The following is an 18,522-nucleotide window of genomic DNA, read 5'->3' as shown; positions in this document are numbered from 1 at the left end:
CGTTGTTCCGTGATCGAGCAGGGAAGCCAGCGCGACGAGACGCGTGCGCGCATCGTCGAGGTCGCCGGCACCATGCTGCGCGAACGCGGTGCCGCGGCGGTGACCACGCGGGCGGTCGCGGACGGCGCAGGCGTCCAGGCACCGACCATCTACCGGCTGTTCGGCGACAAGGACGGTCTGCTCGAGGCGGTCGCCGAGCACGCGATGGCGACGTTCTCGGCGATGAAGGCCGACGCCGTCCGGGCTGCTCGTGACGAGGCGACCGACCCCGTCGAGGACCTGCGCACCGGGTGGTCGATGACGATCGGCTTCGGGCTGGCGAACCCCGACCTGTTCGTGCTGTTGAGCGACCCGGAGCGCGGCCGTCGGTCGGCAGCCGCCCGCGCCGGTACCGCGCTGCTCGCCGAACGCATCCGGCGGGTGGCCGAGGCCGGACGGCTGGCCGTGCCGGAAGACCGCGCGGTCGAGCTCGTGCACGCGGCCGGCACCGGTGCGGTGCTCGCGATCCTGGCCGCTCCGGCGGACGAGCGGGACCCGTCACTCGCCGATGACGTCCTCGACGCGGTGCTCGGGCGGATCCTCGTGCCGAGCGGGCCGACCAGGGACGACGGCGGCGCGGCCCCGGGTGGTCGCGGTCGGGGGACCGACGCCGTGACGAGCGCCGCGATCACGCTCCGTGCCGCAGCGCCCCGGCTCGATCGACTGTCGCCAGCCGAGCGGACGATGCTCGCGGAGTGGCTCGACCGGATCGCCGTGGACTAGTCCTCGCGGGCGCCCGCCAGCCCGTGGTCGTGTGCGTAGACGACGAGCTGCACCCGGTCGCGCAGCGACAACTTGCCCAGGATGCTCGAGATCTGGGTCTTCACCGTCGACTCGGTGACGTACTCCCTGGTGGCGATCTCGGCGTTCGAGAGCCCACGGGACGCCCACCCGAACACGACGCGCTCCCGCTCGGTCAGGGTCGCGAACTCCGGCGGCTGCGGTGCGGGGGCCCGCGCCACGTCGGTGCCGAACAGTTGCGCGAGGTCGTTCGGTGCGATGACCGAGCTGCCCTCGTGCACGGCCCGCACCGCGGCGAACAGGAACGGCGGCGTGGTGTCCTTGAGCAGGAACCCGCTGGCGCCGAGCCGGATCGCGGTCGCCGCCGCCGGGTCGAGCCCGAAGGTGGTGAGCACGACGACGCGGGGCAGCGGGCCGGCGACGGCGCCGGAGTAGAGCTGTCGGACGGTCTCCACGCCGTCCATGCCGGCCATCCGCATGTCGAGCAGCACCACGTCGGGACGCACCTCGGGGATGAGCGCGAGCGCTTCGGCGCCGTCGGAGGCCTCACCGACCACGCGCATGTCGTCCTGGGCGTCGAGCACCACCCGGAGCCCGGCGCGGAACAGCGCCTGGTCGTCGGTGAGCAGGATCCTGATCGGTTCGGTCATCGGACGGGTCCCCCTTGGACGTCGAACGGGATGCGGGCGCGTGCCGTGAACACGTCGTCCAGCACGGCGGCGTCGAACGACCCACCGAGGGCGCCGAGGCGCGAGTCCATGCCGTCGATCCCGCGGCCCGAGCCGGCGGTGGTGCCGTCTCCGGCGACGTTCTCGACCTCGAGCACCAGGTCGGCGTTCCGCCAGGTCTCCCGCACGACGACCGGGTTGCCGGGGGCGCCGTGGCGCAGGGCGTTCGTGAGCATCTCCTGCAGCACGCGGCGGGCGGCCGTCCCGGTGTCCGGGCGCAGGGCCAGCGGGACCCCGCGCACCGTGCGGTCGACGTCGACCCCGGCGTCGCGGATGCCCTGCACGATCTCCTCGAGCGAGCCCGGGCCGGTCGCCTCGGCGGAGCCGTCGATGTGCCCGAGGACCTGTCGGACCTCGACCAGGGAGCTCCGGGCGGTGCTCGCGATGGTGGCGCTGACCGCTCGGATGCGCGCCTCGTCGTCGAGGAACGGCACCGAGTCGGCCTGCGCGATGATGACCGCGAGCGAGTGGCCGACGACGTCGTGCACGTCGCGGGCGATGTCCGCGCGGATGCGTTCGGACTCGGCGACGTCGATGGCGCGGGTGGCGGTGGCCTCGGCCTCGGTGGCGACGGCTTCGGCACGTGATGCTGCGGCCTCGGCGTCGGCACGGCGCTCCGACTCGCGGTCGCGGGAGCGGAAGGCCCGGACGGCGACCCCGCCCGCCCAGACCCCGAGCAGCGCGGTCACCGGGGCGGCCATCGCCAGGAAGGCCTGGTCGCGCGGGCCGTTGATGAGCACGAGGAACCGGAAGCCGGTCGACGCCAGGTAGACCGTCGCACCGGCCCCGGCGACGACCGCGAGTACGCCGGAGACGACGACCTCGGTGCGGGTGCCCACGACGGCGGCGGTGCCGATCACGACGAAGAGCGCGAGGTCCACCAGCGACGGGCGCTCGCCGCCGCCGACCTGGATCACCCCGAGGACGACGACCATCGCCATCGCGGCGGACGGGGAGATGCGACGCAGGGCGATCGCCACCGAGGCCGACAGCACCGCGGCGAGGCTCGCGTGCTCGAGCTCGAGGTCGATGGGCAGCAGGAAGACGAACGCCGCCAGGGCCGCCCAGGCCACGTCGACGGCGATCGACCGGGTGGCGAGCGGCCGGAGGAACCTGCCCCGTTCGGTCACGAGAGCGATCCTCCCATGCCGTACCGGCGTCACGCGGGCGGGGTCATGGCCATGAGTGCGATGACGGTGGCGACCACGATCGCCGCGCAGAGCAGCAGGGTGGCGATCGTGTGCTTGGTCGAGGTCTGCATGCTCCCAGCCTGCGCAACCGGACGGCCGAGGGCATCGGGCGGTCGACCGAAGGGACTCGTCCTGCCGGGTGAAGCCGACGGTGGACCCGGATCCGTCGAACGGCGCATCCAGGACACCCTCTGCGTGATCCGGCCACCTTGGACGGCCGCTCAGTGCCCCCGGCGAACCATCGGCCGTGCAATCGCTCGATCGACACGAAGGAGCACGATTTGTACTTCCACAAGCAGGAACTCCAGTTCACGGCAACGCCCGACAAGCCCGACGCGATCTACGCCCGCAAGCTGCAGGAGGTGCTCGGCGGCCAGTACGGAGAGATCTCCGTCGCGCTGCAGTACCAGTTCCAGGCGTGGAACATGCACATCCCCGGCAAGTACCGCGACATGGTGTTCGGCATCGGCGCCGAGGAGATGGGCCACGTCGAGATGCTCGCGACGATGATCGCGCAGCTGCTCGAGAAGTCCCCGCTCGGCATCACCGAGGACGCGCTGCAGGACGACCCCACGGTCGCCGCGATCGTCGGCGGCACCGACGTCCAGCACGCGATCGTCGCCGGTGCGGGTGCCCGTCCGGTGGACAGCAACGGCAACCCCTGGCAGGGCTCGTACATCACCGCCAGCGGCAACCTGCTCGCCGACTTCACGGCGAACGAGAATGCCGAGATGCAGGGTCGTGTGCAGGCCGCCCGGCTCTACCACATGACCGACGACCACGGCGTGCGGGACCTGCTGTCCTTCCTCATCGCCCGCGACACCATGCACCAGAACATGTGGGCGACCGCTGCCGCCGAGCTGCGCGAGAAGGGCGTCGAGGGCTTCCCCGTCCCGAGCAACTTCCCGCAGTCGAAGGAGAACCAGGAGGTCAACTACCAGTACCTCAACTTCTCCGACGGTGCCGAGGCGAAGAACGGCCCCTGGGCGAGCGGCCCCTCGTTCGACGGCAAGGGCGAGTACTCGTACCACGACGGCCCGACCACCTCGGTCCCGATGCCCCCGCCCACGCACCCCGACGTCCGGCTCTACGGCACCACCGAGCTGCCGAACGTCGTCGAGAAGACGGCCGGCCTGGTGCAGGACAAGCTGAACAAGGAGTAGTCCCGACGGTCGCCCACGCGACCGACGGATGACAGGAGGCCCGGCGCACGACGTGCGCCGGGCCTCCTGTCCGTCAGGTGGTCACCGCACCGACGGGGCGGACCCGCCCACGGTCATCAGCGCCCCCGTCTCGGGTTCTTCGTCGCGTGGTGCCTCGAAGATGCCCGAGTAGGCGCGCACCGCGCTCCACCCCGCGATCAGCAGGGCCGTGCCGAGGACCGCCGCGACCCAGGGGGCCAGGAGCGACTGCTCGAACAGCCGGGGCGCGGCGACCCAGGTCAGGAACGTGCCGGTCAGGCTGCCGGTGGCCCCGAGGAGCACGGCGGTGCGCCGGTCCAGGCTCGTCAGCGCGAGCGCCGCGGTGACGACGAGGACCGCGACCACCGCGTTCAGCAGGACGGACGTCATCGCTCAGCTCCTCACTCGGCCGCGGTGCCGGAACCGACCGCGAGCTGCTCGGACGCGCCACCGACGGTGACGGCGATCTTGCGCGGCTTCGCGGACTCCTTGACGGGGATCGTGACGCTCAGCACGCCGTTGTCGTACCCGGCGGTGATGCGCTCGGCGTCCAGGCCGTCGCCGAGCGTCAGCTGCCGGACGAACGTGCCGGGCTGGCGCTCACGCGTGAGCCACTGCGAGCCCTCGGGCGCGCCCAGGGTGCGCTCGGCGCGGATCGTCAGGACGGAGCCGTCCACGTCGATGTCGACGGAGCCCGGGTCGATGCCGGGCAGGTCGACGTCGAGGACGTAGTGGTCCCCGGTGCGGTACAGGTCCATCGGCATCGAGCGCGGGCCGGCGGCGGTGCCGAGGAGCGAACCCGCGAGTCGGTCGAGCTCGCGGAACGGATCGAAGTTCATCGTCATCGAAATCAACTCCTTCGTGGTTCTCGTTGAGTCCCCTCGACTCAACTGCCACCGTTTTAGCACTCGACCCTGGTGAGTGCCAAAAGATCGCTCGGAGGACGCCGAGAACTCAGCCGAGCAGGGGCTCGAGCCGTGCGACCGCCGCCCGCAGGTGCACCAGGGCCTCGCCGGGCGACTCCACCCGGGCCGCGGGCGCGGACAACGTCAGCCCCGCCACGAGCTCACCGCGCTCGCCGCGGACGGGCAGTGCCAGGCACCCGAAACCCCGCACGAAGGCACCGACCTGCGACGCCGAGGCGCCGCCGGCTGCGTGCAGCCGCCCCATCGCGCTCGACCCGGGTGTCGATCGAAGGGCGGTCTCGTCGAGGAGCGGGAAGTCCGGGTCGACGTCGACGTCGCAGATCCCGTCGGCGTCGTACCGGGCCAGGTGCACCCCGGCGCGGACCGCCGAGCGCACGTCGGACAGCACGGACCGGACGGCGCGGGGGAGTGGTGGGACCGACGGGGCCGCGGCCGGGGCGACGCCGGCGAGCTCGGAGACCTTGTGCCCCAGTGCGAAGCCGCGCAGGTCCGGCAGCCGCACCAGGTACTCGTCCTCCACGAGCAGCGTGATGAGCCGGTAGGTGGTCGCCCGCGGCATCCCGAGCGCGTCCGAGATCTGCTGGGCGGTGACGCCGGGCCCGGCGTGCGCGACCGCCTCGAGCACCGCGAGGGCGTTCTGGATCGCCTTCGGCTGCCGCGCGCGGAGACCGGGTTCGCTCACCGCACCCCCGTCCCGTGGCCGGGTCCGGCGGACGACCGGGAGGCGCCCAGCAGGTCCGCCTCGACCGGCACGTCGTACACCGCCCGGCTCCGACCCCGTCGCCAGGGTCGCCGACGGGTCGCCACCAGGAACGCGACGACGACCGCGGTGACCGCCCCGACGGCGAGGACGACGGCCGGCCACCGGGGCGATGCGGCCTCGACCCCGGCGTAGGTGAGCAGCACGGCGGTGAGCAGGACACCGGTCGTCACCGCGGTGGTCGCCACCCCGGTCGTCAGCTCGCCGATGCGTCGCAGGAACACCGGAGCCGCGAAGCACGTCATCGCGTACGCCGTCAGGTACCCGAGTGCCGCGACGACGAGTTCGGCCTCCATCAGGGACCAGGTCGGGATGCCGGTGAGGAGCCCGAGGACCGGCAGCGCGGTCAGCACCGAGCATGCCAGCACCCCCGCGACGAAGGGTGTCCGGAACCGGGGCGACGCCCGCCCGAGCGCGGCCGGCAGCACCCCTTCACGGCCCATCGCGAACAGCACCCGGACGAGCGCCGTCGTCGAGGCGATCGCGCACGCGGCGAACGAGGCGGCGATCCCGAGGTCGAGCGCCCACCCGACCCACTGCATGCCGAAGGCGGTGGCGAGCTCGTTGACGGGCGACGCGCTCGTGGCGAGGTCGGCGCCGATCGCGGCGAACCCGGTCTGCTGGGCGGCAGCGCTCACGACGTAGAGCACGCCCGCGACCAGGACGGTCCACGAGATCGCGCGGGGGATCGCCTGGAACGGACGCCGGGCCTCCACGCCGAGCACCGACGCGCTCTCGAACCCGACGAAGGCGGTGACCGCGAGCGCCGTGCCCACCGCGAAGGGCGCCGGTGCGGTCGGGCCGAGTGCGAGGGCGGACGTGTCGACGGGCTGCAGCCGTGCGACCAGGGCGACGATCAGCACGACGATGACGGCGACGGACAGGGTCTCGACGAGCAGGGTGAGGCGCGTGGACAACCGGACCCCGAGGGCGATGACGGCGAACACCGCGGCACCCATGGCGGTGATCACCACGACCGTGACCAGGGAGCCGGTGCCGGCCGTCGGGACGAACCGGGACAGCAGGTAGTCGAGGTAGTAGCCGCTGCCGGTGAGCGAGAACATCGCGATGAACCCGTAGCCGAGCAGCAGTGCGGCGCCCGCGACCACACCGGCCGCCGGCCCCAGGCCGAGCGAGACGTAGGTGTAGAGCGAGCCGGTGCCCGCCACGCGTCGGACGAACTGGTTCACGGTGCGTCCGACCAGGAACGACAGCGCCATCGCGGCGAGCAGGGACCACGTCGCGCCCTGCCCGGCGACGGTCGCGACGAGCACCGGGATCGTGGTGGCCGCCGCCGACGGTGCGACCGCGGACACCGACTGCGCCAGCACGTCGACCGGGCCGATGCTCCGCCGGGACAGCCCGTCGACGGGGGAGCGCGTGCCGATGCCCGGCACCCGTGGCGGGTCGGCGATGGCACGGTCGAGCGCGGTCATGCGGCAACGGTACGGGGGCTGCGTTGCCCCGGTGTCTCGGTCGTGTTTCGCGGTGGTCTCGGGCAAATGAGACGCCTCGCCGGGGCCGTCCCATTCGGGTGCGTGCGGGTTTCACACCCGTGGAACGGGGGCGCAACCCCAGCGCGGGACCGTGGTCCCACCCCGACCCAGTCACCCGAACCGGAAGGCCACGATGTCCAGCATCACGAAGGACCCCGCGTCACTCGGAGCCGTACCCGCACCGCAGCGGACCATGCGCGGCTCGCTCGGCGTCACCGCGATCGTGTTCATGGTCGTCGCGGCCGCCGCCCCGCTCACCGTCGTCGGCGGTGCCGCCCCGCTGGGCATGCTGCTCGGCAACGGCGTCGGGTTCCCGTCGCTCTACGCCGCGTCCGCCGTGATCCTGCTGCTGTTCTCGGTGGGTCTGGCGGCGATGACCCGGCACCTGCCACGACCCGGCGCCTTCTTCACGTTCGTGGGCCACGGGCTCGGTCGTCCGGCCGGTGCGGGGGCGGCCACCCTGGCGCTGCTGACCTACACGACGATCCAGGTCAGCGTGCACGGCTACATCGGGTACCTGCTCGGGGTGACCGTCACGGGCCTCGGTGGGCCGGACATCCCCTGGTACGTGTGGTCCCTGGTCGTCGTGGCGCTCGTCGGGGTGCTCGGCTACCGGCACATCGACCTGTCGAGCAAGGTCCTCGGCGTCCTGCTCGTCGGCGAGGTCGGGATCGTGCTCGTCCTGGTCGCCGCGATCGTGTTCCGCGGCGGTGCCGACGGGCTCTCGCTCGCGCCGTTCGAACCGACCCACGTCATGTCCGGCTCACCCGGCGTCGGCCTCATGTTCGCGATCGCGGCGTTCATCGGGTTCGAGGCCACCGCGATCTTCCGCGACGAGGCGAAGGACCCGGAGCGCACGATCCCCCGGGCCACCTACACCGCCGTCATCGGCATCGGCGTGTTCTACACGCTGGCGTCGTGGGGACTCGTGATGGCCTGGGGTCCGGACGGCGTGCTCGCCGAGGCCGCGAAGGACCCGGGCGCGCTCATCCTCACCACGGCGGCGCGGTACATCGGCACCGCGGGCGAGGCCGTGATGAACGTGCTGCTGCTCACGAGCATGTTCGCCTGCGTCCTGTCCTTCCACAACGTCATCACCCGCTACCAGCACTCGATGGCGAACGCCTCGCTCCTGCCCGGTCGTCTCGGCACCGTGCACCGCAAGCACGAGTCGCCGCACACCTCGAGCGTCGTGCAGACCGTCACCGCCGCCGTGCTCATGGTCCTGTTCGCCGTCCTCGGCCTCGACCCGGTCCTGCAGGTCTTCAGCTGGTTCGCCGGGGTCGCCACCCTGGGCGTGGCGATCCTGATGGCCGCGACGAGCCTCGCCGTCATCGTGTACTTCCGCCGGAACCGCGCCGACCGACGCATCTGGAACACCGTCATCGCCCCGGTCCTGGGGTTCGTCGGGCTCGTCGCCTCGGCCGTCCTGATCTGGGCGAACTTCCCGACGCTCGTCGGTGACGTCGACGGTTCCGGAGCGAGCGTCTTCGGTGTCGTCAGCACCGTGCTCACCGGCCTCGTCGTGGTCGTGCCCGCCGTCGGCGTGCTGCAGGCCGTGGTGCTGCGCCGGCGCGACCGCCGCCGCTACGACCAGATGCTCGACCGTCTCGCCAGCGACGGCTGACCGACCCACCCGACCCGCGCCTCCAGACCGAACCGAAGGAACCACCAGCATGACCCTCACCGATCCCGTCACCGCCACCACCCACCCGCTCGCGAACCTGAGCCCCGACGAGTTCACCGCCGTCCGCGACGTCGTCACGGCGCAGCCGGACTGGACCGACACCACGCGCTTCGTCTACGTCGGCCTCGACGAGCCGCACAAGCAGCAGGTCCTGGCCTGGCAGGCCGGCGACGGTCCCCTGCCGGACCGCCGTGCCCACGTGATGCTCCTCGACATGGCGACCGGACGCTCCACCGACGGCGTCGTCTCGATCACCGACCGGATCGTCCTGTCGACCGACGTGCTCGACGGGTCCCGTGGACAGCTGCCCGTCCTCATCGAGGAGTTCGACGCCGTCGGCGAGATCGCGAACGCGGACGAGCGCTGGGTCGCCGCCCTGGCGAAGCGCGGCCTGACGCCGGACGAGGTGAAGTGCGTCCCGCTGTCGGCCGGGTACTACGACTACCCCGAGGAGGAGGGGCGCCGGATCCTCCGCGTGCTCGCCTTCCGCCAGGACCACCCCGCCGACCACGTCTGGGCGCACCCCGTGGACGGCCTGTCCGTGTACGTCGACGCCGCCAACCGCGCGGTGACCCGCATCGTGGACGTCGCGGAGATGCCCGTGCCCGCCACGTCCGGCAACTTCGACGACCCGGCGGTGCAGGGCGAACCGCTCGACCTCAAGCCGATCGTCATCACGCAGCCCGAAGGGCCGTCGTTCTCGGTCGACGGCGAGTTCGTCGAGTGGGCGAACTGGCGGTTCCAGGTCGGGTTCGACGCCCGAGAGGGGCTCGTGCTCCGGCAGCTGTCGTGGCAGGACGGTGCGCGGCTGCGGCCGATCGTCTACCGGGCATCGATCGACGAGATGCTCGTGCCCTACGGTGACCCGTCGCCGGTGCGGTTCTGGCAGAACTACTTCGACACCGGTGAGTACCTGTTCGGACGCTTCACCAACTCGCTCGAGCTCGGTTGCGACTGCGTCGGCGAGATCAAGTACTTCGACGCCGTCCTGGCCGACGAGCTCGGCAACCCGCAGACCATCCGGAACGGCATCTGCATGCACGAGGAGGACTTCGGCACGCTGTGGAAGCACGGGGACATCTACACCGGGTCGCAGGAGGTCCGGCGCTCCCGTCGGCTGGTGATCTCGTTCTTCACCACCGTCGGCAACTACGACTACGGGTTCTACTGGTACCTGTACCTCGACGGCACGATCGAGTGCGAGGCGAAGCTCACCGGAGTCCTCTTCACCTCGTCGTACCCCGGTCGGACGGAGTCCGGTGCGGACTACCCGTACGCCTCCGAGGTCGCGCCCGGCCTCGGCGCCCCGTACCACCAGCACCTGTTCTCGGCACGGCTGGACATGATGGTCGACGGGCTGTCGAACGCAGTGGACGAGGTCGACGCCGTCCGGGTCCCGGTCGGACCGGGCAACGAGCACGGCAATGCGTTCACGAAGTCGGTCACCCGTCTGTCGTCCGAGTCGACCTCCGGCCGTCTCGCCGACGCGTCGAAGGCCAGGACGTGGTTCATCTCGAACACCGAGGAGCGCAACCACCTCGACCGCCCGACCGAGTACGTGCTGTACCCGCAGGACGCCCCGGTGCTGCTCGCGGACGACTCGTCGTCGGTGGCCGCACGCGCCGAGTTCGCGCGGAAGCACCTGTACGTGACGCAGTACGACCCGGCCGAGCGCTTCGCCGCCGGGGACTTCGTGCACCAGAACCCCGGCGGGGACGGCGTCGCCCGGTACGTGCAGGGGGACCGTCCGCTCGACGGCGAGGACATCGTGCTGTGGCACACCTTCGGTCCCACGCACTTCCCCCGGCCCGAGGACTGGCCCGTCATGCCCGTCGACTACGCCAAGTTCACGCTCAAGCCGTACGGGTTCTTCCCACGGAACCCGGCCCTGAACGTGCCGGCGTCGATCGGGGCGTCGGCCGGGTCGCACTGCTCGCACCACGTCTCCGGCGCCGTCGAGGCCGCACACGACGCAGCCGAGCACCAGCACGACCACGGGCACGGGGACGGGCACTGACGTGACCGACCTGCTCGGGCTCGCGGCCATCGTGCCGGCGTCGGCCGGGGCCTGCTGCACGGTCGGGGGGTGGCGCCCCGGCCGTGCGGTCGACGTCGTCGCCGCGGTCGCGATGGTGGCGGCGATGGTCGACGGAGCGTTCGGACCCCGGGTCCTGCCGGGTGTCCTGTGGTTCCTGGTGCTCGCGTTCCTCGCCGTGGTGGTCGCCGGGGTGCACCGGTTGCAGTCCACGTCCGCCTGGAGGCGCGGGTCGGCTCAGCCGCCCGGCGCGGCCTCGGCGCACGGCCGGTACGGGCGGCTGCACGCTGCCCTGGGCCTGCTGGTGATGGGTGCGACGGGAGTCGGCATGGCGCACGACGCCGGCGCCGCGGGGATGCACCAGCACCTCGGGGTGGTCGCGGTGACGTGGCAGGTGGTGCTCGGCGGGTTGACCCTCGGGTACCTGGTGCTCACCGTCCACATGCTCCGTGACGGCGTCCGGCGACGATCACGTGCGCTGCCGCTGGTCGAGACCCTGGCGATGGGTGTCGCGGTCGCGGTGATGTCCGCGGCGATGGTCTGAGGCGCTCGGCGCTCGGCGCTCGCCGCTCGCCGCGTGCCGGTGGCGTTCCGTCCTGCTCAGCGCGCCAGGAACGGGTCGATGACCGCCCACGTCGCGTCGGGGGCCTCGAGGTGGGGCAGGTGCCCGGCCGCCGGGACCTCGGCGAACACCGCACCCGGCACGGCCGCCGCCACCGCGCGACCGTACGCCGGGGTCACGACCCGGTCGCTCGCGCCGAACACCACGAGCGTCGGCACCCGCACGGCCCCGAGTCGACCGAGCAGGCTCGGGTCGCTCATCGACCGGCCGGCGACGACCGCCATGGTCTGCCCGTTCGACCGCTGCACCGCGCGCTGTTCCTCGGTGACGGACGCCGGGTCCTGGTACCCCCGCTCGGGATCGTGCCAGGCGACCTCGGCCAGCCCGCGGGCATCGAGGGCGAAGAAGTCGGCGATCGGTTCGCCCTCGACCACCGCACCCACGCCGTCGATGTCGACGACGGTGCCGACGACCCCGGCGAACCGGTCGTCGGCAGCAGCCTGCACGGCCATCTCGAGGGCGATCCAGCCGCCGATGGAGGACCCGACCACCACGACGTCCTGCTCCCCGGCGGTGACGAGCTGCTCGAGGTACGCGGTCGCCAGGGCCGGGACGGAGTCGATCCCGTCCGGGCGCGGGGTGCCGTCCCACCCGGGGTGCGTGGGGGCGACGACGTGGAAGGCGGGTGCGAGGTGCGCGACGATCGGCGCGACGGTCCGGGGGCCGCCGCCGCCGTGCAGGACGAGCGCGGTGTGGGTGCGGGTGTCGGTCATGGGTTCTCCGTATCAACATGTTTATGTACGAGTGTTGATACCGTAGCACCATGCCGACCGACCTCGAAGCCCTGGGCCACGCCGTCAAGCGGGCGCAGTACCGCAACCACCGCACGATGGACGCCGCCCTGCGCGACCTCGGCGTGACGCTCGTGCAGTGGGACGCCCTGCGCGCGATCGACCGGATGCCCCGCGCCACCGGGCACGACCTCGCCGTCGCGACGTTCCAGAGCGACCAGGCCTTCGGCACCCTCGCGAACCGGATGCTCGACCGTGGGCTCATCACCCGGACCGCCGGGCGCGGCCGCCGGATCGAGCACACCGTCACCGAGGACGGGCGGCGGGTGCTCGACGAGGGGCACCGCATCGCCGAGGGGGTGCTCGACTCCCTGTTCGCACCCCTCGACGAGCCGCGACGGGCGGCGCTCCTGCAGCTCCTGACGACCCTGACGGATGCCGCCGAACCGTTCGGCGCGCAAAACGTACACAGTGCGAATGGTTCGTTGAACTGATCGTTCACTTCGTGAAAGAGTTCAGGCGTCCGCAGGGGACACACGGCAAGCAAGAAGGGCGGGACACGACATGCACAGCACGTACTCCGGGATGCCTCGGACGGCACGGATCGGTGGCAGCCACACGCGCGTCGGTCTCACCGACCCGGCGATCATCGACGCGTACGTCGAGCGTCGCATCCAGGACCCCTCGCTGCTCGCCGGTCGTTCCGAACCGTCCTACGCGGACTTCTTCAGCACGCCTGCCGTTTAGCAAGGAGCGCATGACCCCATGCCGTTGACCGTCGTCCGTCGAGAGCACGTCCACCTCTACGCCCGCGAACCCGAGTCCGGGGTCGCGAAGACCGCCGTCGACGCGCTGCTGCGCCTGCAGCACGCCGAGGACCAGCAGATCGAGTCCGCCCGCATCGAGAGCGGCCTGTCGAAGAACGAGTTCCTCGCCGTCCGGTACATGCTCCAGGCGCACCGGGACGGCCGGACGATGGGCCCGAAGGACCTCGCCGTGATGCTCGCCGTCTCGAACGCCTCGGTCACCAAGATCGTCGACGGGCTCGTGCAGAAGGGCCTGCTGTCGCGCACGGCGCACCCCACCGACCGTCGTGCGCAGGTGCTCGCCCCGACCGACCAGGCCGCCGAGAAGATCGACGCCTCGTACGCGCGCTTCCACGCTGCCGTCGTCGAGGTGCTCGAGCAACTCCCCGACGCGGACAACGCCGTCCTCGCCGACTCGCTCACGAAGATCGTCGACGCGCTCGCCGCGGGCACGCCCGCGCCGGTCGACGAGTACACGGTCGACGACCAGGACTGACGCGAGCGCACACGGCTGACGCGACCCGGCGGGTGCGACGCGACCCCGATACGGACTGGAGGCCCGTGGTGCGCCCGCCACGGGCCTCCAGGCCGGACGGTGGCGAGAAAACCTTCCAGCGGTAAGTTGGGTGCATGACCCACCCCGCGGACGACGCCGACGCGGCCCAGCCGCGCCGCGGCGGGTACCGCAAGGGCGCCGAGCGGCGCACGCAGATCCTCGACGAGATGATCCGCATGGTCGCGGAGCAGGGGGTCGACGCATCGTCGCTCCGCTCGGTGGCCGAAGCCCTCGGGATCACGCACGCGGCACTCCGCCACTACTTCCCCAGTCGCGACGAACTGCTGCTCGCCGTCTACCGGGAGCACGAGGTCCGCGAGCAGGGCGCGCCCGACCGGATGAAGTCGGCGATCGGCGACATGCGCGAGAGCGCATCGCGCAACCGGGCCGTGCCGGGGCTGGTGCAGCTGTACACGACCCTCGCGGCCGACGCCGTGCAGGAGGGCCACCCAGCCACGCGCGACTTCATGCGCGAACGCTTCGCCCGGTTGCGCGCCGAACTCGCCGCACTGATCGAGGCGGACCAGGCGAGTGGCCGGATCCGCGCCGACCTGGACCCGGTCGACCTGGCGAGCCTGAGCATCGCGGCATCCGACGGACTGCAGGTCCAGTGGCTGCTCGACCCGGACGCCGTCGACGGCGAGCGGGTGCTGCGGCTGCTCGAGCAACTGGTCCCGCCGGTGCGCTGAGCGGCCACGGGGTACGCCTCGCTGCCGGTGGCACAGCGACCGGCCGGTAGAAGGGCAGCATGACCACTTCCACGCGCACCCCGCTCGGCGTCACGCTCGTCGACGGGGGCGCCAACGTCGCCCTGTTCTCGAGCACCGCCGAGCGGGTCGAGTTCTGCACCTTCGACGACGACGGCACCGAGCACCGCACCGAGCTCCGCAACCGCACCGGCTACACCTTCCACGACGTCGTCCCCGGGGTGGCCGTCGGCACCCGCTACGGCTTCCGCGTGCACGGCGCGTGGGACCCGGCGAACGGCCTCCGCCACAACGGCGCGAAGCTCCTGCTCGACCCCTACGCCACCGCGATCGACGGCGAGTACGAGTGGGGCCAGGCGCTCTTCGGTCACGACATGAACGAGCCCGAGCAGATCGACGAGACCGACTCGGCCAGCGCGATGCCCAAGTCCGTCGTCGCCGACCGGTCCTTCGACTGGGACGGTGACACCCTGCTGCGGACCCCGCTCGCCGACACCGTCGTGTACGAGGTGCACGTCAAGGGCTTCACGAAGCAGCACCCGGACGTCCCCGAGGAGATCCGCGGCACCTACGCCGGCATGGCCCACCCGGCGGCGATCAAGCACCTCACCGACCTCGGCGTCACCGCGGTGGAGCTGCTGCCGACGCACCAGTTCGTGCAGGACTCGACGCTCCTCGACAAGGGGCTCCGCAACTACTGGGGCTACAACAGCATCGGCTTCTTCGCGCCGCACGACGAGTACTCGTCCGCCGGCACCGCCGGGCAGCAGGTCGCCGAGTTCAAGGAGATGGTGAAGGCCCTGCACGCCGCGGGGCTCGAGGTCATCATGGACGTCGTCTACAACCACACCGCCGAGGGCAACCACATGGGCCCGACGCTGTCGTTCAAGGGGATCGACAACCAGTCGTACTACCGGCTGGTCGAGGGTGACGAGGCGAACTACTTCGACACCACCGGCACCGGCAACAGCCTGAACGTCGGGCACCCGGCGGCCCTCGGACTCATCATGGACTCGCTCCGCTACTGGGTCGAGGAGATGCACGTCGACGGCTTCCGGTTCGACCTGGCCACGACGCTCACCCGCCAGGACGGCGAGGCCGAGAAGCACTCCGCGTTCCTCGACATCATCCACCAGGACCCCGTGCTGCGCGAGGTCAAGATGATCGCCGAGCCGTGGGACACCGCCGGCTACCAGGTCGGCGGGTTCCCGGCCGACTGGTCCGAGTGGAACGGCAAGTACCGCGACGACCTGCGGGCTTTCTGGCGCGGCGACGAGGGCGCCCTCGGCGACGCCGTGCAGCGGGTCCTGGGCAGCCCGGACGTCTACGAGGGATCACGGCGCTCCCCGCTGTGCTCGATCGACTTCGTGACCGCCCACGACGGTTTCACCCTGGCCGACCTGACGATGTACGCCGACAAGCACAACGAGGCGAACGGCGAGGACAACAACGACGGCGAGAGCGACAACACCTCGTTCAACGGCGGCATCGAGGGCCCGACCGACGACGGCGCGGTGAACGACTACCGCGACCGGCAGCGCCGCAACTTCCTCGGCACCCTGCTGCTCTCCGCCGGCGTACCGATGATCCTGGGTGGCGACGAGCTCGCCCGGTCACAGGGCGGCAACAACAACGCGTACTGCCAGGACGACGAGATCTCGTGGTTCGACTGGGCGGCCGCCGACCAGGACCTGCTCGCCTTCACCACGGCGGCCATCGCGTTCCGTCGGCAGCACCAGGCGCTGCGTCCGGAGTGGTTCCGCACCGCGCCGGGTCACTCGGAGTCGACGGTGACCGTGCTCCGTGCCGACGCCGCCGGGTTCGAGGACGGCGACTGGGCGGACGGCGGCAACCGGGCCGTGACGCTCGTGCTGCACCAGGGCGACGACACCGTGGCCGTGCTGCTGAACGCGTCGGACACCACGGTGGAGTTCACGCTGCCGGAGCGTCCGGGTGGGGGCAGCTGGTCCCTCGGGCTGTCGAGCGACCCCGACCAGGCCGTGGTGGGCGACGCGGCGATGCTGCTCGTGCGCGACGCGTCCTTCACCGCGCTGGTCTGACGGGCGCGGGCTCGCGCGGGGGCGTCGTTCGCGTCGCTCGTGCCGTGATCTCCGCTTGGTGAGCAGAAATGGTCGGGTCCTCACTCGGGACCCGACCATTGCTGCTCACGAAGTGGTGCGCGTGGTGCGCGCGGCGCTCCTAGGCGTTCGCGCCCGCGGTCAGCACGGCTGCCGCGGGGTCGAAGTCCTCGGGCAGCGGCGGGATCGCGTCCACGGTCGACGTGATGTCGACGGCGGAACCCGACTCAGCGGCGTCACGGATGCCGAGCAGCACGTCGAGCACGTGCAGCGCGACGGCGCCGGAGGCACGCTCGGGGCGGTCCTCGGCGATGGCGCGGGCGAGCTCGACGACACCGGTGCCACGACCCCAGGTGGAGCCGACCGCCTCGAGCGTCTCGGGCTCGTCCTGCCCGTAGCGCCAGAGCTGCGACGAGCCCTCGAACGTGTTCGGGTCCGGCAGCGAGATCGTGCCGAGCGTGCCGTTGATCTCGACGAAGCCCATGCGCGGCAGGGCGTGCTGGAACGAGAACGTCGACTGGGCGGACTGCCCGCCGGCGAACTCGATCAGGGCCGCGTGGTGCGTCGGGACCTCGACCGGGAACGTCTCGCCGGCGCGGGGGCCGGACGCGATCGTGCGACGGTCGAGCGACTTCGACGAGACGGCCTGCACGCGCGAGGCGGTGCCGAACGCGTGCACGAGGGTCGTCACGTAGTACGGGCCCATGTCGAACAGGGGGCCGGCACCGGTGGCGAACAGGAAGTCCGGATTCGGGTGCCACGCTTCGGGTCCGGGCACGTGGAACAGCGTCGTCGCGGACAGCGGCTCGCCGATGTCACCGCGGGCGATGGCCCGGAGCGCCGTCTGGATGCCCGCGCCGAGCACGGTGTCCGGAGCGGTCGCGACGCGCAGGCCCTTGGCCTTCGCCGACTCGAGCACCGCGGCGGCCGACGCGTGGTCGGTCGCGATCGGCTTCTCGCTCCAGACGTGCTTGCCGGCGTCGATGATCTGCTGGTCGACCTCGGCGTGTGCGGCCGGGATCGTCAGGTTGATCACGATCGAGATGTCGTCGCGGGCGAGGAGCTCCTCGACCGATCCCGACGAAGCGACCCCGTACGTGGCCGCCTGCTCAGCGGCACGCTCGAGCAGCACGTCGGCGACGAAGCGGACCTCGACGTCGGCGAACTTGGTCAGGTTCTCGAGGTACTGGGTGGAGATGTTGCCGGCACCGATGATGCCGATCCCGACACGGCTCACTTGTCGTTGTCCTTGAGCCAGGTGAGGGACTCGGTGATGCCATCGAAGACGTCGCCCTTGTACGCGTCGAACTCGACCACGCGGATCGCCTGCGGTGCGGCGGCGAGGATCGCGGTCACGTCGACGTCGCCCTGACCGGCCGGCGTCTGGTTCTCGAAGGCGCGCTGCAGCGCCTCGGGCACGATGAGGGCGCTCTCGGACGAGGGCAGCGCGGTGCGGATGTCACCGTCGACCTTGCCGTCCTTGACGTGGATCGCGACGACGCGGTCGCCCAGGCCCTTGAGCACGGCGGGGGCGTCGGCGCCACCGACGGTCGCCCAGAAGGTGTCGACCTCGAGGACGGTCTCCGGCGACAGCTGCGACACGAACAGGTCGTAGACGGTGCGGCCGTCGACCTTGTTCGTGAACTCCCACTGGTGGTTGTGGTACCCGAACTGCAGGCCACGGCCGGCGGCCTCGGCGGTCAGCTCGTTGACGCGCTCGGCGATCTTCGCGACGTCGTCGGCGGTCTGCCAGCGGTCGGTCGGGATGAACGGGTCGATGACGGTGCGGATGCCGAGGCGCTCGGCGGCGTCCCAGATCGGCGCGGTGTCCTCGGCGTCGATCACGGCGACGTGGCCGGACGGAGCCTTGAGGCCGGTGGCCGCGAACGCACGCTCGAGGTCGGTGGCGCGCTCGACGAACGCGTAGGGCTCGACGTTCTCGTACCCGATCTCGGCGACACGGGCGATGGCCTTGTCGAGGTCTTCGGCGATGGCGTCGCGCAGCGAGTACAGCTGCACAGAAGTGGTGGGCATTGCAGAGGCTCCTTCGATCCTGTCTGGGTGTCGCGGCCCGTCGAGGAGCGATGCTCCGCGGCGAGATCGATGACGACGCTACCCCAAAAACCACCCGGTGTGTAGTTTTTGCTGCCCCGTGTGACGCGGCCCGGGACGCGGCCGGTGTTGCAGACAACACGTGTCGATGTATGCTCGCGTCGGAAAAACCTTGTCAGGCAAGGTT

19 protein-coding genes are annotated in these 18,522 nt (G+C 71.5%); 10 read left to right on the top strand and 9 right to left on the bottom strand.

What is annotated here, in order from left to right:
• The first annotated feature begins 9 nt into the window (after window positions 1-9).
• Window positions 10-762, top strand: a complete 753-nt coding sequence (locus DEJ00_RS10555; protein ID WP_258373636.1) for a TetR/AcrR family transcriptional regulator — start codon at window positions 10-12, stop codon at window positions 760-762.
• Here DEJ00_RS10555 and DEJ00_RS10550 read toward each other — a convergent pair.
• Together DEJ00_RS10550 and DEJ00_RS10545 are read right to left on the bottom strand one after the other, a co-directional pair.
• Window positions 759-1,430, bottom strand: coding sequence for a response regulator transcription factor (locus DEJ00_RS10550; protein ID WP_111057303.1), 672 nt, complete (start codon window positions 1,428-1,430; stop codon window positions 759-761). The two genes, DEJ00_RS10555 and DEJ00_RS10550, sit on opposite strands and share 4 nt — an antisense overlap.
• Window positions 1,427-2,638 (bottom strand): sensor histidine kinase, encoded by a 1,212-nt coding sequence (locus DEJ00_RS10545; protein ID WP_232536553.1) that lies wholly within the window; start codon window positions 2,636-2,638, stop codon window positions 1,427-1,429. The genes DEJ00_RS10550 and DEJ00_RS10545 overlap by 4 nt, the downstream gene beginning before the upstream one ends.
• Before the next feature lie 341 nt (window positions 2,639-2,979).
• Between DEJ00_RS10545 and DEJ00_RS10540 the strand changes: the two genes are divergently transcribed.
• The gene (locus tag DEJ00_RS10540) at window positions 2,980-3,861 is read left to right on the top strand and encodes a manganese catalase family protein (protein WP_027466970.1); all 882 of its coding nucleotides are present in this window, start codon (window positions 2,980-2,982) and stop codon (window positions 3,859-3,861) included.
• Between the two features lie 81 nt (window positions 3,862-3,942).
• On the opposite strand, the gene DEJ00_RS10535 is transcribed toward DEJ00_RS10540, so the two are convergent.
• From DEJ00_RS10535 to DEJ00_RS10520, 4 genes are all read right to left on the bottom strand, one after another.
• A complete protein-coding gene (locus tag DEJ00_RS10535) occupies window positions 3,943-4,269 on the bottom strand; it encodes a hypothetical protein (protein ID WP_071248763.1) in 327 nt (108 codons plus the stop codon).
• Window positions 4,270-4,280: 11 nt separating this feature from the next.
• Window positions 4,281-4,724, bottom strand: coding sequence for an Hsp20/alpha crystallin family protein (locus tag DEJ00_RS10530; protein ID WP_111057302.1), 444 nt, complete (start codon window positions 4,722-4,724; stop codon window positions 4,281-4,283).
• A gap of 109 nt (window positions 4,725-4,833) precedes the next feature.
• Entirely contained in the window at window positions 4,834-5,487 is a 654-nt protein-coding gene (locus DEJ00_RS10525; RefSeq protein WP_258373633.1) for a helix-turn-helix domain-containing protein, read from the bottom strand.
• Window positions 5,484-7,001, bottom strand: coding sequence for an APC family permease (locus tag DEJ00_RS10520; protein WP_051597039.1), 1,518 nt, complete (start codon window positions 6,999-7,001; stop codon window positions 5,484-5,486). Before DEJ00_RS10520 ends, DEJ00_RS10525 begins: the two co-directional genes overlap by 4 nt.
• 193 nt (window positions 7,002-7,194) lie before the next feature.
• On the opposite strand from DEJ00_RS10520, the gene DEJ00_RS10515 reads away from it, so the two are divergent.
• The 3 genes from DEJ00_RS10515 to DEJ00_RS10505 are packed head-to-tail and all read left to right on the top strand — an operon-like array spanning window position 7,195 to window position 11,327.
• A complete protein-coding gene (locus DEJ00_RS10515; protein WP_027466974.1) occupies window positions 7,195-8,688 on the top strand; it encodes an APC family permease in 1,494 nt (497 codons plus the stop codon).
• 49 nt (window positions 8,689-8,737) lie between these two features.
• Window positions 8,738-10,765, top strand: a complete 2,028-nt coding sequence (locus DEJ00_RS10510) for a primary-amine oxidase (protein ID WP_111057301.1) — start codon at window positions 8,738-8,740, stop codon at window positions 10,763-10,765.
• Window position 10,766: 1 nt separating this feature from the next.
• Window positions 10,767-11,327: a hypothetical protein gene (locus DEJ00_RS10505; protein WP_111057300.1), complete on the top strand. Its 561-nt coding sequence runs from the start codon at window positions 10,767-10,769 to the stop codon at window positions 11,325-11,327.
• A gap of 56 nt (window positions 11,328-11,383) precedes the next feature.
• Here the strand turns inward: DEJ00_RS10505 and DEJ00_RS10500 are convergent, their stop codons facing one another.
• The gene (locus tag DEJ00_RS10500) at window positions 11,384-12,118 is read right to left on the bottom strand and encodes an alpha/beta fold hydrolase (protein ID WP_111057299.1); all 735 of its coding nucleotides are present in this window, start codon (window positions 12,116-12,118) and stop codon (window positions 11,384-11,386) included.
• 50 nt (window positions 12,119-12,168) lie between these two features.
• Here DEJ00_RS10500 and DEJ00_RS10495 point away from each other — a divergent pair, with 50 nt between their 5' ends.
• From DEJ00_RS10495 to glgX, 5 genes are all read left to right on the top strand, one after another.
• Window positions 12,169-12,630 carry a MarR family winged helix-turn-helix transcriptional regulator gene (locus DEJ00_RS10495; RefSeq protein WP_111057298.1) on the top strand — a complete coding sequence of 154 codons (462 nt, stop codon included), beginning with the start codon at window positions 12,169-12,171 and terminating at the stop codon, window positions 12,628-12,630.
• Between the two features lie 70 nt (window positions 12,631-12,700).
• The gene (locus tag DEJ00_RS10490; protein ID WP_071248776.1) at window positions 12,701-12,883 is read left to right on the top strand and encodes a hypothetical protein; all 183 of its coding nucleotides are present in this window, start codon (window positions 12,701-12,703) and stop codon (window positions 12,881-12,883) included.
• An 18-nt stretch (window positions 12,884-12,901) separates the two neighbouring features.
• Complete coding sequence (locus tag DEJ00_RS10485) at window positions 12,902-13,438, top strand: MarR family winged helix-turn-helix transcriptional regulator (RefSeq protein WP_071248777.1); 537 nt, start codon at window positions 12,902-12,904, stop codon at window positions 13,436-13,438.
• 134 nt (window positions 13,439-13,572) lie between these two features.
• Window positions 13,573-14,187 carry a TetR/AcrR family transcriptional regulator gene (locus DEJ00_RS10480; RefSeq protein ID WP_071248778.1) on the top strand — a complete coding sequence of 205 codons (615 nt, stop codon included), beginning with the start codon at window positions 13,573-13,575 and terminating at the stop codon, window positions 14,185-14,187.
• Between the two features lie 59 nt (window positions 14,188-14,246).
• Window positions 14,247-16,265, top strand: coding sequence for a glycogen debranching protein GlgX (gene glgX, locus DEJ00_RS10475; protein ID WP_111057297.1), 2,019 nt, complete (start codon window positions 14,247-14,249; stop codon window positions 16,263-16,265).
• A 139-nt stretch (window positions 16,266-16,404) separates the two neighbouring features.
• Here glgX and DEJ00_RS10470 read toward each other — a convergent pair whose 3' ends face one another.
• On the bottom strand, window positions 16,405-17,520 hold the full coding sequence (locus tag DEJ00_RS10470) for a Gfo/Idh/MocA family protein (RefSeq protein WP_071248781.1): 1,116 nt from the start codon (window positions 17,518-17,520) through the stop codon (window positions 16,405-16,407).
• On the bottom strand, window positions 17,517-18,317 hold the full coding sequence (locus DEJ00_RS10465; protein ID WP_181440151.1) for a sugar phosphate isomerase/epimerase: 801 nt from the start codon (window positions 18,315-18,317) through the stop codon (window positions 17,517-17,519). Before DEJ00_RS10465 ends, DEJ00_RS10470 begins: the two co-directional genes overlap by 4 nt.
• Between the last annotated feature and the right edge of the window lie 205 nt (window positions 18,318-18,522).

It is taken from the genome of Curtobacterium sp. MCLR17_039 (assembly GCF_003234745.1).
Taxonomy (GTDB): Bacteria; Actinomycetota; Actinomycetes; order Actinomycetales; family Microbacteriaceae; genus Curtobacterium; species Curtobacterium flaccumfaciens.
The sequence above is the reverse complement of the archived record's forward strand: the minus strand, read 5'-3'. Positions and strand labels throughout refer to the sequence as shown.